Raw genomic sequence first — 24,430 nt, 5'->3', positions numbered from 1 at the left:
CCCCCCGCGCCGCATATCCCTTGTAAGAGGATCAGGCGAAAAGGGGGCGGTCGGATGGCGGCAGCAGAGAGGAAAAACTGGGCCCGGCCGCTGTACAGCGCCGCCGCCCTCACCGCCCTGGGGCTGGTGCTCAAGACCATGAGCATCGGCTTTAAGATCTACCTGTCGGGGATCATCGGCTCCCAGGGGATGGGGCTCTACCAGTTGGTCTTCTCCCTCTTCGGGTTTGCGGCCACCCTGGCCATGTCCGGTGCCCAGCTTGGGGTGACCCAGCTCTGCGCGGCCGCCATCGCCCGCCGGCAGTTCTCCACCCTGCCCCGGGTGCTGCGGCGGGCCGGTCTCTACGCCCTCTCCTTAGGGCTTCTCACCGGGCTAGGCGGGTGGGCCCTCGCCCCCCGGCTGGGGGCACTTTTGGGAAACGCCCAGACGGTGTACCCCTTTCGCCTGCTGGCCCTGGGTCTGCCCTTTTTGGCCCTCTCCGCCTGTCTGCAGGGATATTTTTACGCCGGCTCTAAAATCGTGCAGGGCACCCTGGCCAACGTGGTCAAACGGCTGTGCAAGATGGGGCTCACCGCCCTCCTCTTTTCACTGCAGCCCCCCGCCGGGGCGGCCGAGGCGGTGGCGACGGCCTGTTTTGCCTCCACCTGCGGGGAGGTGGGGGGCTGTCTCTACCTGGGCGCCCTCTACTGGCGGGGACGCCGCGACCTGCCCCCTGACCGGGGACCCGCCTGGGACGGCGACTCCCTGGGACTGGCCTTCCTGCGCATCTGCATCCCGGTGGCCCTCTGCTCCTACCTGCAAAGCGGCTTCAACACCCTGGAAAACACCCTGGTGCCCCAGGGGCTGCAACAGAGCGGGACCAGCGCCGAGCTGGCCCTCTCCCAGTACGGGGTGCTGGGGGGGATGGTGCTCCCCCTCCTCTCCTACCCGGGGGCGCTGCTGGCCTCCTTCTCCATGCTGCTGATCCCGGTGGTGGTCAAGCTGCACACCCTGCAAAACACCCGCAAGCTGGAGGAGCTGATCGTGGCGGTGGTGCGGCTGACCCTCCTCTTCTCCTGCTTTGTCACCGGGGTCTTTCTGGTCTTTTCCGACTCGCTGGCGGCCATCTTCCCCACCGGGGAGGGGGTCTCCGCCTTCTTGCAGGCCCTGGCCCCGCTGGTGCCCGTCCTCTTTCTCGACCACGCGGTGGACTGCGTCCTCAAGGGGATGGGGGAGCAAAACCGGCTGCTCTGGCACAACATCGCCGACATGGCCCTCACCGCCGCGCTGTTGGTGCTCCTCCTCCCCCGCTTCGGCATCCGGGGGTACATCGTCACCCTCTACCTGCCCTCGGCCCTCAACACCGGGCTGGGGCTCTGGTTGCTCTGCCGGCGCACCGAAGTGGTGCCCCGCTGGGGGCTGTGGGTGATCCGCCCCCTGGCGGCGGCCCTGCTGGGGTGTGCCGGGGCCCGGTTGCTGCTGGGCCCCCTGCTGGCGGGGGGCGCTTCCCCCGGCCAGCTGCCCGCGGCCATCGGATCGTCGCTGGCCCTCTTTCTCCCCCTCTGCCGCCTCTTGGGCTGTGCCAAAAAAGCCGATTGGCAGACCCTGCGGCGGCTGCTGGGCAAGCCGGAGCGGCCGCCAAAGAGGAGGAACAAATAGGGGGCTCTCCAACACTCCCCTTCGGTTTTACAGCGAGTAAAAGGCCGCAAAGTCGCGCGACAACACGAGTTTGCGGTCTTTTTTGTTTTCCTCTTAAACGTGTTCCAATCCGTTCGGATAGAAGATGAGAAAACAGTGGAGCCTTAGAAGCCGGTGCAGTGGGCGTCCAGCTTCTAAAGAGCCCTACACTGTTGCAACGCAGATCTATCTCTAGCAGAAGTCGCTCCTCTCGCCATCAGGGGACAGGCCCTGCAAGAAGGGCAAAGAAGTGGTTCGGCTCACCGGCGCCAAAGTATTGCGCCCAGGGGGCCAGAGTGTCCGATTTTCTCAAACACGCTCAGTCCACCCATAGAGGATGAGAGAATAGTGGAGCCCTTAGAGTCGGTATAGCGAACATCCGACCTGCAAGCGGCACTATTCTGTCGCGGTGCGAGCCTATTTCGAGGGGAAGCCGCCCTTCTCGCCGTCAGGGGGCAAGCTCTACAAGAAGGACAAAGAGATAGCTCGGCTCGCCGGCGCCAAAGTATTGCGTCCAGGAGTCCAGAGTGTCCGATTTTCACAAACACGCCCAGTCCGCCCATATAGAGGATAAGAGAGCGGCGGGGTCCTAGACGCTGGCGCGGTGGACTTCCAGATTGCGAAGGCCTTTATTTTTTTCTGCGGTGCGAACCAGTCGATTTTGGGGAGAGCGTCCTTCCTCTTGCTGTCGAAGAGCGGGCTTGGCAAGAGGGCAAAGAGGTAGTTCGCCTCCCCGGTATCAAAATATGCTGGAGAGGATGCAGACGAGGAGCGAGGTCCGCATCCACTGGTCGGCATTGGAGAGGGCGCTCGCCTTTTGCAGCTGGGAAAACACAAAGCCCGACGGCGACGAGCACTCCATCGCCTCTTTCCCGTTTGTGGAGAACGACTACCACTACCGCATCCTGCTCGGCTTTGGGGACGCGTGCGAGTGCTTGGGCCCGCCCCACATCCGCGCTGAAATGGGGCGGAGGGCGCGCGGCATGGCCGCCCTTTATGAGGGCCAATAGATCGTTTCCTCCGCTCTCGTGGGGGCGCATCCTGGTCGCTGCGCCGACTGGGGCCAGTCTGCCCGCGCGGCGACAAAAAAATTTTCCTCCCCTGGCAGCCGTCCGGCCGGGATAGTTGTGCGACAGCAGCACATACTAGAGGGGAAGCGTCTTCACTTCAATAAAAAAACAAGACGGAGGGAATCACTATGAACTGCCATGCCAACCACTGCATCAAATGCACCGTTCAGCAGTGCAAAAACCACTGCGCCAACGAGGACTACTGCGCCCTGGACTGCATCACCGTCGGGACCCATGAGCTCAACCCCACCATGGACCAGTGCACCGACTGCAAGTCCTTTGAGCTGAAGTAGCTCTCTCCCCTCGCTTGCAGGGCGGCTTTTGCCGCCAAAAAACGCCCTCTGCCGGCCATGATTCCCGGCAGAGGGCGTTTTTCACTTGGATATTGGGGTGCGCGCTAGCGCAGGGGGACCGCCTTCTCGTAGACGGCCATGAACCGCGGGGTCACCCGCTTGTCCAGGTGGTACTTTCCGAAAAACCACTGTCCCAGTTGGAGCCGCTTCTGCACCTGGTCCAGGTAGAGGCCGTAGTAGCCGTCGGGCTTGGCCTCCAAATCGAGAAAGGCGGCGATGGAGTAGGGCGGCTCGTAGGAGACCACGCAGTCCACCCGCTGCCCCTCCAACCTGGCCAGAACGGCGTCCAGCTCCTCCTTCTTGGGGAGCTGGTCCTCGTAGAGGGTGCGGTCGACAATGTCGCAGTCCAGCGCCTCCCCCCCGCCGAAGGCCAGCAGGGTCTTCTCCCCCAGGCGGTAGGTCTCGCCGGTGAGCAGCTGGTAGAGGTTGCCCGATATCTGCCGCGCCCGGCCGCCGGCGTACTCCACCTCGGGGTACTGGCGCAGCAGGTCGTAATTTTCGTTGGCACCGGGGACAAAGAGGGTGTGGTATTTGCGCTTGCCGATTTTTTGCAGGAGCTTCTCCTCTTTTTTTCCGCCCTCCCAGACAAAGCCGAAGTCGCCGCAGACCACCAGCACGTCGCCCTGTTTGAGATGGCGGATCTCCTTGCGCTCAAAGCGCCGGTAGTCGCCGTGGGTGTCCCCCGTCAGATAGAGCATCCCTAACCCTTCTCTCCCCGCCGTGAGCAGCGGCCGGTTTTTCCGCGCCGCGGCAGAATTAAGATTGATTTCATTGTTTTTTGCCGGTCTGTTTGGTATACTACATTAGATAAGACGCCGGCAGACCGGCCCCGCCACAAATAGCGGCAGAGCCGGCGCTGGTTTTATAATACAATACTTAGAGGGCAGATGTCTAGATGAAACAAAAATTTGCGCGGGTTCTCACCGCTTTCGCAGTCGCCTTTACCCTATTTCTCCCCACCTTCCCGGCGCAGGCCGCCGTCTACGAGCCGGACTTCGAGATGGACAGCGCCCAGGAGGGGATCCTCCTCCTGTCCCTGGACACCGGGCAGGTCCTCTTTGAGCAAAACGCCGACACCAAGATGGCGCCGGCCTCCCTCACCAAGATCATGACCACCATCCTCGCCCTGGAAAACACCGAGAACTGGGAGGAGGAGACGGCCACCGCCCCCGACTACATCTACGACGAGTTTGTGGGGCTCAACGTCTCCACCGCCAACATCTTGCGGGGGGAGCAGTTGACCATCCAGCAGCTGGTCTACGCCATGATGCTGCAGTCGGCCAACGAGGGGGCCAGCGTGGTGGCCGACCACTTCGGGGGCGGCAGCATCGACAAGTTCTGCCAGATGATGAATCAAAAGGCCACCGAGCTGGGCTGCACCAACACCCACTTTGTCAACCCCCACGGGCTGGACGCGGACAACCACTACTCCACCCCCCGCGACATGGCCAAAATCGCCCAGTACGCCCTCTCCCTGCCCAACTTTTCCGAGGTGTGCGAGTCCAGCCGCTACACCATCCCCCAGACCAACAAGCAGGGCCCCCGCACCCTGGTGACCACCGTGCTGATGCAGGACCGCATCCGCGGGGGGGAGGGGATCTACTCCCCCTACATCAAGGGGATCAAGACCGGCACCACCGACAACGCCGGCCGCTGCGTGGTGACCCGCTATCAAAACAACGGCAAGGACTTCTTGCTGGTGATCATGGGCGCCCCCATGGAGGGCACCCAGAACAGGGCGTTTTTGCTGGCCAACAAGCTCTTCTCCTGGGCCGACAAGAACTTCACCCTCAAGACCCCCCTCAAGGAGGGGGAGGCCGTCCACCAGGTCAAGGTGGCCCACTCCTTCCAGACCGACAACCTGCTGCTCCAGGCCGGGTCGGACGTGAGCCTGCTGATGCCCACCAGCGCCGACGAGTCTTCGGTGCAGCTGGTGGTGACCCTGGACAGCGAAAAGGTGGCCGCCCCGGTGGAGAAGGGGCAGAAGCTGGGCACCGTCACCCTCAAGCTGGGGGGCGAGCCCATCGGCGAGACCACCCTGGTGGCCGCCGAGTCGGTCAAGCGCTCCACCCTGCTGTGGATGGTGGACTCCATCAACGGCCTGCTGGCCACCACCACCGCCAAGGTGATCCTCGTCCTGCTGGGGCTCGCGGTGGCCGCCTATGTGGCCTACGTGGTGCTGGCCATCCGCCGGGAGAAGAAGAAGCGGCGGATCAAGCGCAACCGAAAGTACAAGATGTAACCCAAAAAAGAGGGGGCCCGAAAGGGCTCCCTCTTTTCGTGTGCATGGGCTATTTGCCAAAGGAGGAGAACAGCTCCACCAGCAGCTCGCCGAACTTCTCCCGGTCCATGGACATGGCCACGGTGGTGTTGGGGGCGGGGGCGTCGTCGTGGTGGAAGGCGCGGGTGTCGGTGACGGTGCAGCCGGCGGAGAGGCCGCCGGTGATGTCCACCTCCACATAGTAGCGCTCGGTCTTTACGATTTCCGGGTGGAGGATGTAGGCCACCGGCACCGCATCGAAGATGATGCTCTCGCCCACGGTGAAGCCCCGCAGCAGCTCGTTGCCGTAGGCCACGGCGGTGGGGTTCCCCAACTCGATGAGCCGGTGGGCGTGGTCGGGGTTCACCCGGGCGTCCTCGCAGACTTCCAGCCCGCACATGACGATGGGCACCCCCGACTTGAAGACCATGTGGGCGGCCTCCGGGTCGACATAGATGTTGAACTCCGCCGAGGGGGTGGTGTTGCCGCTGTACACCGAGCCGCCCATGATGACCATCTCTTTGATTTTTTCCTTGAGCTCGGGGTGGGCCGCCAGCAGCACGGCGATATTGGTCAGGGGGCCCAGGGGGATCAGGGTGATGGGCTCGTCGCTCTCCCGCAGGATGTCGGCCATGAACTCCACCGCGCCGCGGGGGTCGGGGGCGATGTCGGGATCGCCCAGCTCCTCCATCATGTGGGTGGGGTGGCCGTGGGTGTAGAGGGGCCGCAGCAGGGGCTGGGCCGCCCCCACGGCGTAGGGGACCGAGGGGTCGGTGATGGACAGGGTACGCTTGGTGTTGAGCAGCACGTCGGGCAGGGTGTAGTTGCCCGCCACGGTGGTGACGCCCTTGACCTCCAGGCGGTCGCTGGCGATGGCCATGGCGATGGCAAAGGCGTCGTCAAAGCCGGTGTCGCAGTCCAGCAGCACGGGGATCTTCTTCATATCGTTTCTTCCTCCTCTTTTTTCTGGCAAAATGGAATCCAAAATTAAGTATAGCGGTTCTCTCGGCGGAAAACAACGGCCCGCCAAAACTTCGGCAGATGGTGCACTTTTCCGCCCCCTCTTTTGTGCCAGTTGCCGACACCCGCCTCCCCTCGCAGGGGGAAAGCGAGGCCTTTCCAGCCCTTCTCTCTCGGCCAATTCCACAAAAAAAGGGGTGCTTTCCTGTGCAAATGCGTCAACACAGCGGGGCCAATCGGTGGTATACTGGAACCTGTATGAAATGACTTGTCGAGAAGGGAGGCGCGCCTATGGCGCTGCAAAACGATCTGACCCGGGGCGGGGTGCGGGGGCACATCCTCCGCTTTGCCCTGCCCCTCATTGTGTCCAACCTCTTTCAGGCCCTCTACAACGCGGTGGACATGTTCTTTGTGGGCCGCTACACCGGCACCGCCGGGCTGGCCGCCGTGTCGGTCAGCGGGCCGATCATGAACATCATGATCATGACCATCACCGGCCTCTCCATCGGGGTGTCGGTGATGATCGCCAGCTACGCCGGCCGGGGGGAGGACGGCGAGGTGGTGCAGGCCGCCGGCACCTCCATCGCCCTCTATCTGCTGCTGGCGGCGGCGGTCACCGCCCTGGGCATCCTCTTCACCCCGCAGATCCTGCGGCTGGTGCAGACCCCGGCCGAGGCCTTCGACCAGGCGGTCGCCTACCTGCGCACCATCTTCGCCGGCATCGTCTTCATGTTCGGCTACAACCTGATCTGCGCCTTTCAGCGGGGATTCGGCGACTCCCGCTCCAGCATGATCTTTGTGCTGGTGGCCACCGTGACCAACATCGTGCTGGACTTTGTCTTTCTGCGCTTCTTTCAGCTGGGGGCCTTTGGCGCCTCGCTGGCGACGGTGATCTCCCAGTCGGTCTCCTTTTTCATGGGGGTGGCCTACTTCCGCCTCAACCGGCACGTCATCACCTTTCACCCCAAGACCATCCGCATCTCCCGGCCCCACCTGAAGCGGCTGCTCCACCTGGGGCTGCCCACCGCCGCCCAGCAGCTGCTGCTCAACGTGGCCATGACCACCTTCAGCGGGCTGGCCAACAGCTTTGGGTTGCAGGCCAGCGCGGCATACGGCATCGGCATCAAGATCGACAGCTTTGCCATGCTGCCCAGCGACGCCATCAACGCCTCCATGTCCTCCTTTTCCTCGCAAAACCTGGGGGCCGGCAAACCCGAGCGGATCACCGAGGGCCTCAAGGAGTCGATGAAGCTGGCCCTCCTCATCGCCGCCGCGGTGGCCGCCATTGTCGCCCTCTTCGGCAGCCGGATCGCCGGGGTCTTCAACAGCGACCCGGCGGTGCAGGAACTGGCGGGCAGCTATCTGCGGCTCTCCTGCCTCTCCTACTTCGGGTTCGCCACCGTCCACCCCCTCATCGGCTTCCTGCGGGGGACCGGCAACTCGATGGTCAACTTCTACAATGTCTTCCTCTCCCAGTACGCCGTGCGCATCCCGGTGGCCTTTCTCTGCACCCGGCTGATGGGCTTTTCGGGGATCGCCGTCGCCGTGATCATCGGGCCCATCGTCTCCACCCTGCTCTATGCCTGGTACATTGCCAGCGGTCGCTGGAAGCGCTCGGCCGAGGCCAAAGAGGGGTTGGCCCTGGCCGAAAAGCGGAGGGCGCAGCCGGGCGATTGACCCTTCGCCCCGCGCCAGGTCCCGCACATTGGCGATTGACGCGCCGCGCCATTTTCAGTATGATAAGAGAGAATAGGATATATTTTCCCAGCGAGGGGAGGGAGAGCGGATGGAGCGAGTCATCGCCCAATTACAGCAGGAAAACGAGCGGTTGGCCCAGCTTGCCCAACAGGACTGGCTGACCCACCTCTACAACCGCATGGCCACCCAGGAGAAGGTCGACGAGGCCATTGCCCAGCGGCAGACCGGCCTGCTGCTGGTCATCGACGTGGACCAGTTCAAGCAGATCAATGACCGATTCGGCCACATTGCGGGCGACCAGGTGCTGCAGCAGATCGCGCAGGTGCTGCGCTATCTGGCCTTTAAAAGCGACATTGTCGGCCGGGTGGGGGGCGACGAGTTCGTCCTCTACATGCCCCTGGAACAGGACGAGCGGTTTGTCCGGGAGCGGGCTCGCCAAATCAAGGCCCGGCTGCGGGAGATCCCCGTCGGGGGCGCCAGCTTCCCCCTCACGGCCAGCGTCGGCAGCAGCCTCTACCAGCCCGGCGACGACTACCAGAGCCTGTTTGACCGGGCCGACCAGCACCTGTTGGAGGAAAAGCGCCGCCGCAGGGACCGCGCCGCCAAACCCGCCCGGGGAGGGCGGGATGGCATCGCCACCGACATGCAGCTGATCCGGGAGGAGCTGTCCGAACAGCAGCCGGCCCCCGGCGCCTACTGCCAGGACTACGATACCTTTCAGCGCATCTACCGGTTCGTCGAGCGCCGCCTGCAGCGGGTGGCGGGGAGTGTTTACATCATCCTCATCACCCTCACCGACGGGCGGGGCGACTATCCCGCCCTCGCCGACCGGGGGGCGCAGATGGACACCCTCAAGGAGGTCATCCTCCACTCCCTGCGGATGGGGGACGTCTTTACCCAGTACAGCAGCTGCCAATTCCTCATCATGGCGTCCGATCTCGAGGCGCGGGACATCGACGTGATCACCGGCCGCATCTGTGATCACTTCTACCGGGCCATCGGCGGCCAGGACCTGCTGCTGCACCACTGCTATCCCCTGCAGCCCGCCCAAAAGCAGGCCAGAGAGGGCTAAATTCGCAACCTGAACACGGCAAAGAAGGGCCGCCGTCCATCGAGGACGGCGGCCCTTTTGACGTTGACAGAGATCACCGGCGCTGCCGGTGGGGCATATAAAAAGTGTTTGCCGCAAGTGCCGGGCGAAGCGGGCTGTCGCGCCGGAAGGGGACCGCAAGAAGGAACATTCGCCCATTTGCAGCCGCAGGGCAGGCGGCGCGGGGGATACAACGTTTTGCCGAGCCTTCAAACGCCCGCCAATACCAGGCCCTTATGAGGCCGGATCTAGCCCCCGGTTTTACCGGCGGGTGTGACCTGCAACGGAAACATCCAGCCCTCTGGCCCTGCCGGGAGAGACGAATCGCCTTGGCGTAAAATCTCTTGAGGGGAAGGGCACTGGGGGACGACCGAAAAGCGGCCTTTGGAGAGCGGGTGGTAGGAGATGCTGCTCTAAATCGCCAGCGACAGCGGGCGCGATGCAACCCACAGGGGATGCCCCCTGGGGAGCGAGGCCTGTATGGCGCCCCTTCAGACCGGCGCACGCCACCTGTCCCACCGGCCCTTTTGATTCACCCCTGCGGCGCGGTGGTCAGTCGGTAGAGGGTGTAGCGGCAGGTGCTCTCCCCTTCCCCCTCCCCCGGTAAACGGGTGACGACCCAGAGGGCCAACCCTTCCCCGTCCTTTAAGGGGACGGCCTGCCAGTCGTCCGACAGGGGGATCGGCAGGGTGAGGAACCGCTCCCCCTCGCGGTCGTAGAGCCAGAGGGGGAGCCGCCCCTTCTCGTCTCGCTGGTCCCAGCAGAGCAGCCCGTCCGCCGACAGCACCGGGGCAGAACTGGAGACGCCGCTCCAGCCCATATAGCTGGCGAAGAGGGGGGTGAACGCCCCGTCCTGAAGGAGGCACCAGCCGTCGGAGATCCGCTCTGTTAGGTCGACGCCCGCGGCCCGCAACACGACCAGATCGCTGCCGCCGCCCTGAAGCCCCGCCCCCTGTCTGAGGAGGCTGTGCTCCCGCCTGTCAAAATCGGTGGACACTGCCAACGCGCCGTCCTCCCCCGCCCCGATGTTGTACCAGCGGGAGAAGGCGTCATCGGGCAGGGTCTCCAACACCGTCCCGTCCAGCCGCACCAGCCGCACCAGTCCCTCCCCTTTTTGATAACAGCAGACCTGGCCGTCGCGGAGAATGGGGGCATAGCCGCCCTCCAGCAGGGTGGTCACCGCCCCGCTTTTCAGGTCGCAGCGCAGGAGGACGGTGTCGGGGAAGGGGCTGCGCTCCGGGTCGAACGCCCCCTCTGCGCCCGGGACGGCGCAGAAGTAGAGGGCGTCTTCCGCCAGCAGGTACCGCTCCCCCCAGGTGCCCCAGAGGGTGTTCTCCGCCCCCTCCTCGGGGAAATCGTAGAGAAGGCGCACCTCGCCCCCCTGCAGGTTGCAGCTGTACAGCCGCCTCTGTCCCACCGGGCCCAAAACGACCCCCAGGGAGACGGTGAAGAAGAGCCGCTCCTCCGACAGGGCGTTCAGGGTGATGACCACCGTATTGCTCTCGGAGTAGGGAGAGGTTTCCGGCGGGATGAGATAGGTGAACTGGTCGGAGGAGAGCAGACGCTGCCCCCGGCCGGTGGCCCGGTTCAAGCGCCAGATCGCCGTCTTGGTAAAGTAGGAGTGGTCGCTGCGGGTGCCATAGACCCAGTCCCCCTGGACGGCAAAGGGGGAAAAACCGTCCCAGCCGTCGCTGTCGTCCAATTGAAACTCGGTCGCCGTGACCGTCCCGTCGGGAAAGGCGCTCTCCCACCCCTCCCAGGGGGCGTAGCAGATAAGGCCTGTCCTCTCCTCCAGCGCCGCCTCCCCGGCCCCGGCCAGAAAGGCCGCCACCGCAGGGGGCGGGCGGAGGAGGGCGGGTACCTCTTCCATGGGGGCCGGTCCATCCGGCAGGGCGGCTGACCCGGCCGACCCACTGTAGCCGGTGAGGGCGAGAGTGAGGGCAAGGGCAAGAGTGAGGGTGAGACAGCCGGTCAGGGTCAGCAGACCGGCCCGCTTGACGGCGGGGGTGCTCGCTCGCTTCACTGGGGTGCGCTCCTCTCTTTTGCAGACGGCGGGATGGGGGTTCTTCCCCTTTAGTATACCGGGTCACAGGCGGTTCGGCCATTGGCAGAAGGGCCAGAACGAGGCGACATTTTTCGACAAAAGGGCAAAAGGACAAAAAAAGAGAGAGCGGAAATCCGCTCTCTCTCTTCGGTGTCAGGTGAAACTACTTCAGCTCGATCTTGGCGCCGACTTCTTCCAGCTTCTTCTTCATCTCTTCGGCCTCGTCTTTGGCGACGGCCTCTTTGATAGCTTTGGGAGCGCTCTCGACCAGCTCTTTGGACTCTTTCAGGCCCAAGCCGGTGATTTCTTTGACGGCCTTGATGACCTGCATCTTGTTGCCGCCGATGTCGGCCAGCACCACGTCAAACTCGGTCTTCTCCTCGGCAGCGGCAGCACCGGCAGCGGCGCCACCGGCGACGACGACGGGAGCAGCGGCGGAAACACCGAACTCCTCCTCGATCGCTTTGACCAGCTCGTTCAGCTCGAGAACGGTCAGCTCTTTGATGTCTTCAACAAATTTCAGGATTTTCTCAGAAGCCATGATAGCTACCTCCTATTTTTTGATGTTGTAGGGGCCGCCCAGGGCGGCCAGTCGTTGGGTTGGGGGAAACGCTAGGCGGAAACGGCCTCGTCGCCCTGCTTCTCGGCAATGGCGTTGATGGCCACAGCCAGACCTCTGATGTTGCCGCTGAGGGCGCTGCACAGCATGGACAGCAGTTCCTGCTTGCCGGGCAGCTTCGCGATCTCGGCAATGCCGGCGGCGTCCAGCACCTTCCCGTCCAGATAGCCGGCCTTCAGCTCGAAAGATTCGATCTTGTCGGCGTACTTGGCCAGGATCTTGGCGGCGGCAATGGGGTCCTCGTTGGAGACGGCCAGAGCGGTCGAACCCTCCAGCACGTTGCTCAGGTCCGCAAAGGCGGTCCCCTCCACGGCGAAGCGGAGCATGGTGTTCTTCACGACCTTGTAGTCGATCCCGGCCTCGCGCAGCTCTTTGCGCAGGGAGGTATCGTCGGCCACGCTGATGCCCTGGTAGCTCACCACCACACCGGCAACCGAGTTCTCGACCTTCTCTCTGAGCTGGGAGACATACTCCTTCTTCTTGTTCAAAGTCAGTTCACTTGGCAAATTCATTCACCTCCACACCTGGTTTCGGTCATTCGCGCAAGAAAAAACCCTTCCTCGCGCAGAGGAAGGGCAGAAAAATCAAAATTTCTCGCCTCATCCTCGGCAGGCGGGCCGGAGCCCTTACGCAGTTGCACCTGCTGTCTACGAATGACAACGTATATAGTTTAGCAAAGGAAGACCGGTTTGTCAACCAAAACTTTGGGCGGCCACTCCCGTTTTTCCCCTTGCCCCTCAGCGGGCAGGCCGGTATACCGGGGACAGAGTCCTGCCCCGCCCGGGGCGGAGGGAAAGGGAGAATATAGGGCTGGGTCCCTCCATCCTCCTGACGGACATCCTGCTGGAACGCTCGCCGGAGCGGCATCTGGCCTGGTCGGCCTGGGCCCTGCGATGTTCGGCTTTGTCGAGGGGAAGAGATGGCCCTCTGTCCCCTCCCCCCGGCCGGCGATCACGGGGGGAAAGCGGTACCGGCAGCACAGGGACGCCCTCACAGCGGAGGGATGCGGGGCCGGGTTCACAGCCCCTTTTCCACAAAGTGCTCGGAGTACTGCTCCCAGTATCCCCGGTAGACCCGATCCTCCGGACAGGTAAAATTGAGCTGGTAGAGGCGGAAGACCACCATCAGGTCCTTGGGCTGCCACTGTTCCCGGTAGGAGTAGCGGTAGACCATCCCCAGCCGCTGCATCACCCGGCCGCTGGCGGGATTTTGCCGGTCGTGGGTGGCGGTGACAAAGGGAACGCCGTCCGCCCGCGCCCGCTCCAGCACCGCCCGGCCCGCCTCGGTGGCATAGCCCCGGCCCCAAAAGGGGCGCAGCAAGGCGTAGCCGAAGTCGTGCGCCCCCTCCCCCTCCAGGTGGAGATAGCCGATGGGGCGGTCGTCCGCCCGCCGGCAGAGGGCGTAGCGGTACCCGCCGGGCTGCCGGTAGGCGGCTTCGTATCGCGCCGCAAAGAGGGCGTCGGCCTCCTCCAGAGTGGAGATGGGAAACCAGGGCAGAAAGGTGTTGACCTCCCTGTCGCCGTAGATGTCCAGCAGCGCCTCCCGGTCCGCCGGTGTGAACCGGCGCAGAGTCAGCCGCCGGGTATACAGGGTGGGGCTGCTTTCCCCCTTCACCGGCCTCTCCTCCCTCTCGCAAAATCCACCTGCCGCTTGCCCCCCACCCGGCCAAACGGCCGCCGGGCAGAGGGCCACTTTTTCGCGCGCTCGGTCCCCGCTCCCCTGGGGCCCGAGCCGGGCACGCCCCGCTTTTTACCGCTTTGCACAGGCAACAAAAAAAGCCGGGACAGACCCGGCTTTTTGGCAGATTTACTGCTGCTGCATGAATTTGTTGGGGTTGACTTTGACCCCGGGGCCCATGGTGGAGGCGATCACGCAGGAGCGGATGTAGACGCCCTTGGCGGCGGCCGGTTTGGCCTTGACGATGGCGTCCATCAGGGTCTGCACGTTGTCCTGCAGCTTCTCGGAGCCGAAGGAGACCTTGCCGGTGGGGCAGTGGATGATGTTCGACTTGTCCAGGCGGTATTCGATCTTACCGGCCTTGGCCTCGGTGACAGCCTTGGCCACGTCGGGGGTGACGGTGCCGGCCTTGGGGTTGGGCATCAGGCCACGGGGGCCCAGCACCTTGCCCAGACGGCCGACCACGCCCATCATGTCGGGGGTGGCGATGACCACGTCGAAGTCCATCCAGCCGCCCTGGATCTTGGGGATCAGCTCCTCGGCACCCACGAAATCGGCCCCAGCTTCCTGGGCGGCCTTCTCGTTGTCACCCTTGGCGAACACCAGGGTGCGGACGTTCTTGCCGGTGCCGTGGGGCAACACGACGGCGCCGCGGACCTGCTGGTCGGCGTGGCGGGAATCGACGCCCAGGCGGACGTGCAGCTCGACGGTCTCGTCAAATTTGGCCTTGGCGGTCTTGCAGACCACCTCGCAGGCCTCTGCCAGGTCGTAGAGCTTGTCGCTCTCGACGATCTTCTTGCTGTCTGTATAGTTTTTACCGTGTTTCACTTTCGTTCCTCCCTGTAATAGTGGTAATTAGCGGAAATTTCCTCCCACGGGTAGGGGTTTTGGCAGCGAAAAGGGACGCCGCCAAACAGGCCTTGTGCCTGAAAAGCCGCTGGCGGCTAGTCCTCTACAGTGATACCCATGCTTCTGGCAGTGCCGGCGATCATGCTCATGGCGCTCTCGACGCTGGAGGCGTTGAGGTCGGGCATCTTCTGCTCGGCGATCTTCTGGATCTGCTCTTTGGTGATGGAGCCAACCTTGTTCTTGTTGGGCTCGCCGGAAGCCTTGTCCAGACCGATGGCTTTTTTGATCAGCACAGCGGCCGGAGGGGTTTTGGTAACGAAGCTGAAAGAGCGGTCGGCGTACACGGTGATGACGACGGGGATCAGCAGACCGGCGTCGTTTTTGGTGCGCTCGTTGAACTCTTTGGTGAATGCCATGATGTTCACGCCGTGCTGGCCCAGGGCCGGACCGACCGGGGGAGCCGGGGTCGCCTTGCCGGCGGGAATCTGCAGTTTGATGTAGCCTACTACCTTTTGTGCCATTGTTTGCACCTCCATAAATATTGTGGTAAGCGGAAAATGAGGGGGACCGGGGTCCCATTTCCTCCCACAGCCGAGTGGATACGGCTGGCGCGAAGAGGTCGCGTCACTAGACCGGCTGTACCTTCGAGAGCTCCAGCTCGGCGGGGGTATCCCGCCCGAACAGGGAGACTTTCACCTGTACCGTGCCGTTTTCCGGGTCGATCGCCTCGACGACGCCGGTAAAGCCCTCCAGGGGGCCCTCTTTGATGCTGACGCTGTCGCCCACGGCGTAGTCGACCTTGTACGAGCGCTTCTCAACGCCCAGCGCCTCTACCTCTTTGGGGGAGAGGGGGACCGGCTTGGAGCCGGGGCCGACAAAGCCGGTGACCCCCCGGATGTTGCGGACAACATACCAGGAGTCGTCGGTCATCTCCATTTTTACCAAGACATAACCGGGGAACATCTTGCGCTCGACTTCCTTCTGGGTGTCGTCCTTCTGTTCGACCACCAGTTCCGTCGGGACCCTCACTTCATGGATGAGGGACTGCAGATTTCTGTTTTCCACCAGTTTCTCCAGGTTCTGTGCCACCTTGTTCTCGTAACCCGAGTAGGTGTGCACCACATACCATTTTGCAGAATCTGACATGAATCATCCCTCCACACGCCAAGTCATTCGCCCGGTCGGGCGGCATTCGGTCAAGCGTTTTTGAGAAGCAGGTTGACGAGGAAGCCCAAGATGGTGTCAAAGCCCCAGATGACCACACCCGCGATGAACACCATCAGCAAGACGACGGCGGTGCTCTTCACGATCTGTTTTCTGGACGGCCAGACGATCTTTTTCAGCTCGCTCCTGAAATCTCGAAAGTATTTGGCGATTCGCGAGGCGATGCGCTTGGGACTGAAGCGCCCCTTCTTCTTGGCGGGCTTGTCCGCAGTGGTTTTTGCCATTGGCTGACCCTACCTTTCGCCTCTACTTCGTCTCCTTATGGAGCGTGTGTTTCCGACAGAAACGGCAGTACTTGTTCATCTCCAGTCGGTCGGGGTTGTTCTTCTTGTTTTTCATCTTGTTGTAGTTGCGCTGCTTGCATTCCGTGCAAGCCAAAGTGACTTTCACTCTCATTTCGGCACCTCCTGATTGTATCGGATTTTTTGGCCTCCCTCAGCAGGGTCCTTTTTGCCCCGCAAAAAATGCGCACAAAAAAAGAGCCCTTTTTTAGAGGTACAACTACTATAGCACAAGCGCTCCCCCGCGTCAAGGCTTTGGCCCGCCTTTTTCGCCCCGTTTGCGTTGAATCGCCGCCGCTTTTGTGCTATGATGGGCGGGTAAATGAACCGAGGGCGCTTTTTTGCCGCGCCCCGCGCATATAGATGAAGGGGGACGCGCGCCCGGCGCGCCCCGGTGAGGAGGAAAACCGCTTATGTCGAGAATCAAACTGGCCGTCCTGTTCGGCGGCGTCTCCAGCGAGTACGAGGTGTCGCTGCAGTCGGCCTACAACGTGCTGCAAAACATCCCCCAGGAGCGCTACGAGGTGTTCCCGGTGGGCATCACCAAGTCGGGGCGCTGGCTCTACTTCCCCGGCAGCTATGAGATGGTGCGCGACGGCAGTTGGAAGACCCACCCCGACTGTGTGGGCTGCTCCATCAGCCCCGACCGCAGCCGCCGGGGGATCGTCAAGTTCCTGCCCGACGGCACCACCTCCTGCGTCAAGATCGACGCGGCCTTCCCGGTGCTGCACGGCAAAAACGGCGAGGACGGCACCGTGCAGGGGCTTTTGGACCTGGCGGGCATCCCCTATGTGGGCTGCGGCGTCCTCTCCTCGGCCTGCTGCATGGACAAGGTGGTCACCAAGGTGCTGCTGGAACAGGCGGGGATCCAGACGGCCCCCTTCCTCTGGTTTTCCAAAGGCGACATCGACCGGCTGGACGCCTACAAAAAAGAGATCGCCCGGGACCTGGGCTACCCCTGCTTTGTCAAGCCCGCCAACGCCGGCAGCTCGGTGGGCATCACCAAGGTCAAGCGCGAGGAGGAGCTGCGGGACGCGGTGCTGCTGGCCTTCACCCACGACGACAAGGTGCTGGTGGAAAAGGCCATGGTCGGCCAGGAGGTGGAGTGCGCCGTGCTGGGCAACCGCCAGCTGATCACCGGCATCCCCGGGGAGATCCTCTCCGAGAGCGAATTTTACGACTACGACGCCAAGTACGTCTCCCAAAGCCCCACCGTCGTCCCCGCCCGGCTCTCCCCCGCCCTGCTGGACCAGGTGCAGGAGACCGCCAAGCGGGCCTTTGCGGTGCTGGGCTGCACCGGCCTCTCCCGCATCGACTTCTTTGTGGGCGAGTTCGGCATCTGCCTCAACGAGATCAACACCCTGCCGGGCTTCACCTCCATCAGCATGTACTCCAAGATGATGGAGGCCGCCGGCATCCCCTATGGGGAGCTGCTGGACCGGCTGGTGGACCTGGCCCTGGAGCGGGCGGCGGAGTGAGGCTGCCGGCCCATTGAAAAGGAGATGACTGACATGGACCCTCGCCCCATCGGCGTATTCGACTCCGGCCTGGGCGGGCTCTCGATCGTCAAGCAGGTCAAGCGGCTGCTCCCCCGGGAGCAGATCGTCTACTTCGGCGACACCGCCCGGGTCCCCTACGGCAACCGCAGCCGCCAGACCCTGCTGCACTACGCGAGGCAGGACAGCCGCTTCCTGCTCTCCCACGGGGTGAAGATGCTGGTGGCCGCCTGCGGCACCATCAGCACCACGGTGGACGAGACCTTCACCCGCTCCCTGCCGGTGCCCTACATGGGGGTGGTGGAGGTGACCGCCCGCACGGCGGCCGAGACCACCCGCAGCGGCCAGGTGGGGGTCATCGGCACCGCCGCCACCGTGCGCAGCGGCGCCTTTGAACGGGCGGTGACGGGACACCGGCCCGAGGTGCGTGTCCACTCCTGCCCCTGCCCCCTCTTTGTCCCCCTGGTGGAAAACGGCTATGTGGAGCCGGGCGACCCGGTCACCACCCTGGTGGCGAAGGACTACCTCTCCTTTGTGCCGGAGGAGGGGATCGACACCCTGATCCTCGGCTGCACCCACTTTCCCCTGCTCAAGTCGATCATCGGCCCGGTGGTGGGGGACGGGGTCAAGCTCGTCGACCCCGGGGTCTGTGTGGCCCGCCGCCTGCGGGACTTCCTCGAGGAAAAGGGGATGGAGAGCGGCCTCTCCGCCCCGGCCGAGGACCGCTACTACGTCAGCGACCGCACCGACGACTTCGAGGCGGTGGCCTCCCTCTTCATGGGGGACAGCTGGAGCGGCCAGGTCGAACAGGTGGACATCGACGCCTTTTAGAGAAGGCGCAGGTCTGGACAGAACTCCTGTAAGGGGGGCGGGCGACACCCGCTCCCCTTTTTTGTCTGTGGACCGCCCTCCTCCGATGTCCGTCCGCAGGGCGGCTTTTTAATGTATGTCACACCAGCTCGCAGTGCCGGTACCGGCCGGCCCCGATCCCCGCTGGATCTGCCGATCTCCCGCAGCCCCTCTCCACCATTTGGAAGGGGACGGGACTTTGAAAAATCGGCCCGTCAAAGACAAAGGAGTGGTACTCCCCCCTCTCGCCGCAGAGGTCCACCCCCGGCGGCAGGTCCCGGAGAAAGCCCTCGTCGATCTCCCTGCCCAAAAACTCCGCCCCCAGCAGAGAGCTGTCAACACAGGTCACAACCGCCTTGAAGCCGGCGGCGACAAACGCCTCCATCACCCGCTCCGCCCCCATCCCCCAGAGGGGGAAAGCCGCCTCGATGCCGGAGGCGGCACAGTGTCTCTCCCGGTCGGCGCGCAACTCCTCCAGGTAGAGATCGCCAAAGAGGGCCGTCTCGATCCCCATCTCTTTGAACCGGGCGACCTGACGCCCCATGGCCGCCCGGTACGCCTCTACAGACGACGATGTGTCCCACTCCCACACAACCAGGGGGAGGCCGATGGAGGCGGCCTGCCTTTTCAGCAGGTCGACGCCCGTCTCGTGCATGGCGAGGCGCGCATCCCCCTTTCTGACAGTGGAAAAGAGAAGCGAAACATCGTACTCCCCGGACTGGAGCGCGCGGTCGAGCGCCAGGGCGGAGTCCTTTCCGCCGCTCCAGTTGAAATAGGCCTTTTTCACCTGTGCATCCCCCATTCAAAACCGCCCGGGCCCTGTTCGCCCCGCGCAGAGCATCCCTTTTCTCTACCATATCACATCGGCCCCCGCCTTTCCATGCGGCGGGGCAAAAGGGCGGGCCAATCGTGGCCGGATAGGCCGGGCCACCCTTGTTTTTTGACAGACAATGGGGTAGAATAAATAAGTTACTGCAATCGACTGCCCGCGGGGCGGAAGGAGGAAACCGGACTGTGAAGAGACCCGCTGTCATCACCATTCGGGCCACCCAGTCGGCCGGGGACGAGGCGGAGACCACCGAACTGGTCACCGAGGGGAATTTCGGCTGGCAGGGCGGGCGCGCCTTCCTCACCTACCAGGAGACCGTCGCCACCGGCTTTGAGGGGGACACCACCACCCTGCGCATCGAGGGGGAGCAAAAGGCGACCCTCCTGCGCTTCGGCGACAGCCGCACCCGGCTGATCGTGGAGCCGGGCCGCCGCCACCAGTGCCAGTACGACACCGGCACCGGGATCCTGGAGCTGGAGATCGTCGGCCGGGAGATCCAAAACCACCTCACCGCCGAGGGGGGCGAGGTGGAGCTGGTCTACCACATCGACTGCGCCCACACCCTGCTGGCGGTCAACCGGGTGCACATCTCGGTGCGGCTGCGCGACCGGTCTTTTTTGCCCGAATGATCCCCCGGGGCGACGCCGGTGTGGTATAATGGCCACAGACGGCCCGGCAGATGTACAAATATCGTTTGCCCCATGGCCAAATCCCCCTGCGCACCCGGCGCTTTTCGCACAATGGCCGCAGGGCCGCCCCCAAAAATGTCAGTCTACCCGGCAAAGGGCTGCCGCCCGCCGGTCAAATTTCCCGACTAAAAGAGAGGACAAGCCTATGATCAACCCAATTTTACAAGCCAAAGGCCAGATCGCCCAGATCGTCGATCGGGCGGCGGCCGCCGCCATCGCCGCCGGGGACCTGCCCGACTGCCCCGCCGGGGAGTACGGCATCGAGATCCCCGCCGACCACAGCCACGGCGACTTTGCCTGCAACTTCGCCATGGCCGGGGCCCGCACCTACAAGATGGCCCCCCGCAAGATCGCCGACGCCATCGTCGCCCACGCCGCGCTGGAGGGGACCGGCTTCTCCCGCATCGAGGTGGCCGGCCCCGGCTTCCTCAACTTCTTCTTGGACCAGAGCTGGTTCACCGGCGCGGTGGAAGCGGTGCTGGAAGAGGGGGCGCGCTACGGCACCACCGACCTGGGCCAGGGCAAAAAGGTGATGGTGGAGTTTGTCTCGGCCAACCCCACCGGCCCCATGCATCTGGGCAACGCCCGGGGCGGCGCCCTGGGCGACTGCCTGGCCAGCGTGCTGCGCTGGGCCGGGTACGACGTGACCCGGGAGTTTTACATCAACGACGCCGGCAACCAAATCGAAAAGTTCGGCAAGTCCCTCTCCGCCCGCTATATGCAGATCGTGCTGGGCGACGACGCGGTGGTCTTCCCCGAGGACGGCTACCAGGGCGCGGACATCCGGGTGCTGGCCCAGCAGTACATCGACGAGCACGGCACCGGCCTTGAAAAGGAGAGCGAGGAGCTGCGCAGCCAGACCCTCATCGACTACGCCCTGCCCAAAAACATCCAAAAACTCAAGGACGACCTGGCCAAGTACCGCATCCACTACGACGTTTGGTTCCACGAGAGCCAGCTCCACGAGGACGGCAGCGTCGGGCGGATCATCGAGCTGCTGCGCAGCCGCGGCCTCACCTACGAAAAGGACGGGGCCGTCTGGTACAAGGCCACCGCCTTTGGCGACGAGAAGGACGAGGTGCTGGTGCGCGCCAACGGCAACCCCACCTACTTTGCCGCCGACATCGCCTACCACTACAACAAGTTCGCCGTGCGGGGCTTTGACTGGGTCATCAACGTCTGGGGGGCCGACCACCACGGCCACGTGGCCCGCCTCAAGGGCGCGATGGACGCCGTGGGGCTGGACGGCAGCAAGCTGGACGTGGTGCTGATGCAGCTGGTGCGGCTGATGCGGGGCGGCGAGGTCGCCCGGATGAGCAAGCGCACCGGCAAGGCCATCACCCTGGCCGACCTGCTGGACGAGATCCCGGTGGACGCGGCCCGCTTCTTCTTCAACCAGCGGGAGCCCAACACCCACTGCGAGTTCGACCTGGAACTGGCGGTGAGCGAGTCCTCGCAGAACCCGGTCTACTACGTCCAGTACGCCCACGCCCGCATCTGCTCCATCCTCAAGTCCCTGGCGGCGGAGGGGATCTCCCCCCGCGCCTGCACCCGGGAGGAGCTGGGCCTGCTGCAGACCGAGCAGGAGCGGGAACTGGTCCGCTTTATGGCCACCCTGCCCGACGTGGTCAACGCCAGCGTCAAGGCGCTGGATTCCTCCAAGATCACCAAGTACTGCGTCGAGCTGGCCACCCTCTTCCACAAGTTCTACAACGCCTGCCACGTCAAGGGCGAGGCGGAGGGGCTGCTGCAGGCCCGCCTGAACCTCTGCCTGGCCGTTCGCCAGGTGCTGCGCAACGTGCTGGAGATGCTGGGCATCTCGGCACCGGAGTCGATGTAGCGCCCATTTTTTATCTGCCCGCTTAGAGGGGCACAGCCAGATGGCTGTGCCCCTCTTTTTTTGCCCCCCTTCCGCTCCTCCCCGCGGGCGGGTCCGCGCGTCGGGCGGCCGCGTCTGCCCGATGGCCGATTGGGCGCCCCCTTCGACAGGCCCGGCACTGTTTACAGGGGGGATGGGACAGCGCGGCGACGGCGGCCCCCCTCCCCAGTTTGTCGGTCGGCAATCGCAAGGCGGCATCCCTCTCTATCTCCCCGACGCCCTCCCGATTTTTAAGTACCTCTCTTTCCACCGGGTAAAACCAGTTGCACACCCCTTCGCCGCCGAGGCCGGGCCCCCAGCGCAATGATCCGCCCCACCTTTCACGGTTGGGCTGTCAAACCCACCTGCACCCGCGTCAGACACCCCCTTCCCCATTGACAGGCGGCCCCAAGGGGGATATACTGAAGGTGGAAAAATACCTAGCAATACTAAATAGCGGTGCAAAGGAGGGGTGCGGTTGGACGCCAAGTATATCCAACAGTTCAAAAAGGGGTCTTTGGAGATGGTGCTCCTCTGCCTGCTGGCCGAGGGGGAGAGTTACGGCTACGAAATCATCACCCATCTGGGGCAGCGGGGCGGCGACATCTTCGGCCCCGCCCGGGAGGGGACGGTCTACCCCATCCTCTACCGGTTGGAGGGCGGCGGCCTGATCCAGAGCCGCACCGCCCCCGCCGCAGCCAACGGGGGGACCAAGAAGTACTACTCCATCACCCCGGCGGGCAGGGCCCTGCTAGAGGAGCTCACCGCCTATTGGAGCCGCTATGTGTCCTGTGTGGGCGGCTTCATCGAAAGCGCGAAAAAAGGAGGCGCAGTCAAGTGAAAGAGCGTTACATCAAACAGGTGAAAAACCGGCTTCTGCTGTCCCGGGAGGCCGAGGCCAGCGTCCTCGCCAACCTGCGCGAGAGCTTTGCCTCCGCCGCCGAGCACGGCGAGGGGGAGGCGGAGACCATCGCCCGCCTGGGTCCCCCCTGCCAGTTTGCCGACGAGGTGATGGCTGACTTGGGGGGCGAGAGCTTTGCCGCCGGGCGGCGGCAGCGGGCGGTGCGGGCCGCGGTGTTGACGGCCCTCTTCGCCGCGGCGCTGCTGGTGCGCACCCTGGTGGGGCCCGGCCTGCACGAGCAGGGGATGCACACCTACAACCTCCGCCCCTACCTGCTTTTCGTGGCGGCCCTCTCCCCCCTCTACTACGGGCTGGCGGGGGCGGTCATCCTCGCCCTCCCCTCGGTCTGGAAGGACCTGCGCATCCGCCGGGGCGAGGTGCGCAGAGGGATGGGCCTGCTCTGCGCAGCGCTCTTTCTGCTCCTCTGGGGGTTTTTGTGGGTCTATCTCCTGGGCGGGTTTCCCACCTACGCCTTTTCGCGGGCAGCCACCTTCCTCCTTCAGTACCCGGTCTGCTTTCTCCCCCTGGGGGCGGGGGTGTTCGCCGGCCTCAACCGGCGCTGACAGGTTTTTCCCTTCAAAAAAGGGCTGTCCCGGCCGGGACAGCCCTCAAATTTTGCGCCGCCCCTTGCCCGCCCCGTCAAATTGCGCTAAAATGAACACGTATTGTCGAAAACCGGGCAGCCGCTCGGTTTTCGGGGACGTTGAGGAGGATTGACACCGTGCAAAAGACTCGCAAACCGTTTTTCTACGGCTGGGTGATCGTGGGGGCGGCCTTTGTGGTGATGGCGGTCTCCATGGGCATCGCCACCAACTGCTTCAGCCTGTTCATCAAGCCCATCTGCGCCCATTTCGGCTTTTCCCGCCAGTCGGTGGGGGCCATGCAGACCATCTCCAATGCGGCGATGATGGTCACCGCCCTGCTCAGCGGCAGGATCTTCTCCCGCTTCGCCGTCAAACAGGTGATGAAGGTCAGCTCCATCGCCCTGACCGTCAGCTTTTTCTGCTACTCCCTGGCCTCGTCCATCTGGGTCTTCTACCTGATTTCGGCGGTGCTGGGGCTGGCGCTGGGCACTGTGCACATGGTGCCCCTCTCCATCCTGCTGAGCAACTGGTTTCACGAGAAGCGGGGCTTTGCCCTGGGGCTGGCCTTTATGGGCAGCGGCGTGGGCGGCATGCTCTTCAACTCCCTGGCCGGGGTCCTTATCGAGGGGATGGGCTGGCGGGTCAGCTTTCAGATCCTGGCGGCCATCATGGGGGTCACCCTCATCCCCATCGTCTTCCTCGTCATCCGCAACAGGCCGGAGGACATGGGCCTTCTCCCCCTGGGGGAGAAGGGGGAACAGGCCCCCACCGCCCAGATGAGCGAGGGCTTCACCTTCGGTCAGGTGGTCAAGACCCCCCGCTTCTGGGCCTTCTGCCTCTGCATCATCGTCAGTGAGCTGTGCATGTACGGGCTGATGATCAACATCGCCCCCCACGTCAGCGACGTGGGCTACTCCCTGCAGACCTCGGCCCTGATCTCGGCGGCCTGTATGGGCTCGCTGGCGGTGGGCAAACTGCTGCTGGGCACCCTCTACGACAAGCTGGGCATCCGCATCGCAACCCTCTCGGCCTACGCCGCCACGGTGGTGGGGCTCATCGGCTGCCTCTTCGCCCACGCCTCCCCCCTCTTCCTGGTGCTGGTGGTCCTCGGCTCCGGCCTGGGCTGCGCCTACGGCTCGGTGGCCTACCCCATCCTGACCCAAAACCTTTACGGACTGCGGGATTACAGCGCCATCTACGGCTTCCTCACCGCCTTCACCCGCTTTGGCGACATGTTGACCCCCCTGGTGATGGGCGCGGTCTTTGACAGCATGGGCAGCTACCGGCCCGCCTACGCCACCTTCGCCGTGACCGCCGTGGCCATGGCCGCCGTCTGCCAGTTGATCTTCCCCCGCCAAAAGAGATCCGCCCCCCGGGAAGAGGCCCTCGCGGCCGAGTGAGCGAGTAAAAGAGAAAACAAAAGCCCCCTCTCCCGCTGTTGGG

The 24,430-nt window shown here is 63.9% G+C and carries 25 protein-coding genes and 1 other annotated feature; of the genes, 13 read left to right on the top strand and 12 right to left on the bottom strand.

Annotated elements, in window-relative coordinates:
• Window positions 1–54 precede the first annotated feature (54 nt).
• From BN3266_RS03140 to BN3266_RS13135, 3 genes are all read left to right on the top strand, one after another.
• Complete coding sequence (locus BN3266_RS03140; protein ID WP_059003687.1) at window positions 55–1,638, top strand: MATE family efflux transporter; 1,584 nt, start codon at window positions 55–57, stop codon at window positions 1,636–1,638.
• Between the two features lie 662 nt (window positions 1,639–2,300).
• On the top strand, window positions 2,301–2,666 hold the full coding sequence (locus BN3266_RS03135) for a WCX domain-containing protein (protein WP_368013940.1): 366 nt from the start codon (window positions 2,301–2,303) through the stop codon (window positions 2,664–2,666).
• A gap of 188 nt (window positions 2,667–2,854) precedes the next feature.
• Window positions 2,855–3,019: a DUF1540 domain-containing protein gene (locus BN3266_RS13135; RefSeq protein ID WP_021660408.1), complete on the top strand. Its 165-nt coding sequence runs from the start codon at window positions 2,855–2,857 to the stop codon at window positions 3,017–3,019.
• 104 nt (window positions 3,020–3,123) lie between these two features.
• On the opposite strand, the gene BN3266_RS03130 is transcribed toward BN3266_RS13135, so the two are convergent.
• Complete coding sequence (locus BN3266_RS03130) at window positions 3,124–3,777, bottom strand: metallophosphoesterase family protein (protein WP_021660407.1); 654 nt, start codon at window positions 3,775–3,777, stop codon at window positions 3,124–3,126.
• Between the two features lie 197 nt (window positions 3,778–3,974).
• Between BN3266_RS03130 and BN3266_RS03125 the strand changes: the two genes are divergently transcribed.
• Window positions 3,975–5,321 (top strand): D-alanyl-D-alanine carboxypeptidase family protein, encoded by a 1,347-nt coding sequence (locus BN3266_RS03125; protein ID WP_059003682.1) that lies wholly within the window; start codon window positions 3,975–3,977, stop codon window positions 5,319–5,321.
• A 49-nt stretch (window positions 5,322–5,370) separates the two neighbouring features.
• Here BN3266_RS03125 and BN3266_RS03120 read toward each other — a convergent pair whose 3' ends face one another.
• On the bottom strand, window positions 5,371–6,282 hold the full coding sequence (locus tag BN3266_RS03120; protein WP_059003680.1) for a nucleoside hydrolase: 912 nt from the start codon (window positions 6,280–6,282) through the stop codon (window positions 5,371–5,373).
• 308 nt (window positions 6,283–6,590) lie between these two features.
• Between BN3266_RS03120 and BN3266_RS03115 the strand changes: the two genes are divergently transcribed.
• Window positions 6,591–7,976, top strand: a complete 1,386-nt coding sequence (locus BN3266_RS03115) for an MATE family efflux transporter (RefSeq protein WP_075109653.1) — start codon at window positions 6,591–6,593, stop codon at window positions 7,974–7,976.
• A gap of 109 nt (window positions 7,977–8,085) precedes the next feature.
• On the top strand, window positions 8,086–9,069 hold the full coding sequence (locus BN3266_RS03110; protein ID WP_059003678.1) for a GGDEF domain-containing protein: 984 nt from the start codon (window positions 8,086–8,088) through the stop codon (window positions 9,067–9,069).
• A 550-nt stretch (window positions 9,070–9,619) separates the two neighbouring features.
• Here the strand turns inward: BN3266_RS03110 and BN3266_RS03105 are convergent.
• The 9 genes from BN3266_RS03105 to rpmG all read right to left on the bottom strand — a co-directional run bounded on the left by BN3266_RS03105 (window position 9,620) and on the right by rpmG (window position 15,896).
• Window positions 9,620–11,110, bottom strand: a complete 1,491-nt coding sequence (locus tag BN3266_RS03105; protein ID WP_059003676.1) for a hypothetical protein — start codon at window positions 11,108–11,110, stop codon at window positions 9,620–9,622.
• 184 nt (window positions 11,111–11,294) lie between these two features.
• Window positions 11,295–11,672: a 50S ribosomal protein L7/L12 gene (gene rplL / locus BN3266_RS03100; RefSeq protein WP_021660400.1), complete on the bottom strand. Its 378-nt coding sequence runs from the start codon at window positions 11,670–11,672 to the stop codon at window positions 11,295–11,297.
• A gap of 71 nt (window positions 11,673–11,743) precedes the next feature.
• Complete coding sequence (rplJ, locus tag BN3266_RS03095) at window positions 11,744–12,262, bottom strand: 50S ribosomal protein L10 (RefSeq protein WP_021660399.1); 519 nt, start codon at window positions 12,260–12,262, stop codon at window positions 11,744–11,746.
• A 25-nt stretch (window positions 12,263–12,287) separates the two neighbouring features.
• Window positions 12,288–12,421, bottom strand: a sequence feature (ribosomal protein L10 leader region).
• A 346-nt stretch (window positions 12,422–12,767) separates the two neighbouring features.
• Window positions 12,768–13,364: a GNAT family N-acetyltransferase gene (locus tag BN3266_RS03090; protein WP_059003675.1), complete on the bottom strand. Its 597-nt coding sequence runs from the start codon at window positions 13,362–13,364 to the stop codon at window positions 12,768–12,770.
• Window positions 13,365–13,556: 192 nt separating this feature from the next.
• Entirely contained in the window at window positions 13,557–14,255 is a 699-nt protein-coding gene (gene rplA / locus BN3266_RS03085) for a 50S ribosomal protein L1 (RefSeq protein ID WP_021660395.1), read from the bottom strand.
• Window positions 14,256–14,371: 116 nt separating this feature from the next.
• Window positions 14,372–14,797: a 50S ribosomal protein L11 gene (rplK, locus tag BN3266_RS03080; RefSeq protein WP_044993003.1), complete on the bottom strand. Its 426-nt coding sequence runs from the start codon at window positions 14,795–14,797 to the stop codon at window positions 14,372–14,374.
• Window positions 14,798–14,903: 106 nt separating this feature from the next.
• The gene (gene nusG / locus BN3266_RS03075; RefSeq protein WP_021660393.1) at window positions 14,904–15,422 is read right to left on the bottom strand and encodes a transcription termination/antitermination protein NusG; all 519 of its coding nucleotides are present in this window, start codon (window positions 15,420–15,422) and stop codon (window positions 14,904–14,906) included.
• Window positions 15,423–15,472: 50 nt separating this feature from the next.
• Window positions 15,473–15,724, bottom strand: coding sequence for a preprotein translocase subunit SecE (secE, locus tag BN3266_RS03070; RefSeq protein WP_021660392.1), 252 nt, complete (start codon window positions 15,722–15,724; stop codon window positions 15,473–15,475).
• 22 nt (window positions 15,725–15,746) lie between these two features.
• Window positions 15,747–15,896: a 50S ribosomal protein L33 gene (rpmG, locus tag BN3266_RS03065; protein WP_021660391.1), complete on the bottom strand. Its 150-nt coding sequence runs from the start codon at window positions 15,894–15,896 to the stop codon at window positions 15,747–15,749.
• 298 nt (window positions 15,897–16,194) lie between these two features.
• Here rpmG and BN3266_RS03060 point away from each other — a divergent pair, with 298 nt between their 5' ends.
• Window positions 16,195–17,259, top strand: coding sequence for a D-alanine--D-alanine ligase family protein (locus BN3266_RS03060; RefSeq protein WP_021660389.1), 1,065 nt, complete (start codon window positions 16,195–16,197; stop codon window positions 17,257–17,259).
• A gap of 33 nt (window positions 17,260–17,292) precedes the next feature.
• On the top strand, window positions 17,293–18,108 hold the full coding sequence (gene murI / locus BN3266_RS03055) for a glutamate racemase (protein WP_059003673.1): 816 nt from the start codon (window positions 17,293–17,295) through the stop codon (window positions 18,106–18,108).
• A gap of 118 nt (window positions 18,109–18,226) precedes the next feature.
• Here murI and BN3266_RS03050 read toward each other — a convergent pair whose 3' ends face one another.
• Entirely contained in the window at window positions 18,227–18,913 is a 687-nt protein-coding gene (locus BN3266_RS03050) for a Dph6-related ATP pyrophosphatase (RefSeq protein WP_059003671.1), read from the bottom strand.
• Between the two features lie 227 nt (window positions 18,914–19,140).
• Between BN3266_RS03050 and BN3266_RS03045 the strand changes: the two genes are divergently transcribed.
• The 5 genes from BN3266_RS03045 to BN3266_RS03025 all read left to right on the top strand — a co-directional run bounded on the left by BN3266_RS03045 (window position 19,141) and on the right by BN3266_RS03025 (window position 24,387).
• Window positions 19,141–19,584 carry a YwiB family protein gene (locus BN3266_RS03045; protein WP_059003669.1) on the top strand — a complete coding sequence of 148 codons (444 nt, stop codon included), beginning with the start codon at window positions 19,141–19,143 and terminating at the stop codon, window positions 19,582–19,584.
• A 205-nt stretch (window positions 19,585–19,789) separates the two neighbouring features.
• Window positions 19,790–21,484 (top strand): arginine--tRNA ligase, encoded by a 1,695-nt coding sequence (argS, locus tag BN3266_RS03040; protein WP_059003668.1) that lies wholly within the window; start codon window positions 19,790–19,792, stop codon window positions 21,482–21,484.
• 496 nt (window positions 21,485–21,980) lie between these two features.
• Window positions 21,981–22,343 (top strand): PadR family transcriptional regulator, encoded by a 363-nt coding sequence (locus BN3266_RS03035; RefSeq protein ID WP_059003666.1) that lies wholly within the window; start codon window positions 21,981–21,983, stop codon window positions 22,341–22,343.
• Window positions 22,340–22,966 carry an HAAS signaling domain-containing protein gene (locus BN3266_RS03030; RefSeq protein ID WP_059003664.1) on the top strand — a complete coding sequence of 209 codons (627 nt, stop codon included), beginning with the start codon at window positions 22,340–22,342 and terminating at the stop codon, window positions 22,964–22,966. The genes BN3266_RS03035 and BN3266_RS03030 overlap by 4 nt, the downstream gene beginning before the upstream one ends.
• A gap of 158 nt (window positions 22,967–23,124) precedes the next feature.
• Complete coding sequence (locus BN3266_RS03025) at window positions 23,125–24,387, top strand: MFS transporter (RefSeq protein WP_059003663.1); 1,263 nt, start codon at window positions 23,125–23,127, stop codon at window positions 24,385–24,387.
• Window positions 24,388–24,430 lie beyond the last annotated feature (43 nt).

The sequence above is a fragment of the Bittarella massiliensis (ex Durand et al. 2017) genome (assembly GCF_001486165.1).
Classification (GTDB): domain Bacteria; phylum Bacillota; class Clostridia; order Oscillospirales; family Ruminococcaceae; genus Bittarella; species Bittarella massiliensis.
The sequence above is the reverse complement of the archived record's forward strand: the minus strand, read 5'-3'. Positions and strand labels throughout refer to the sequence as shown.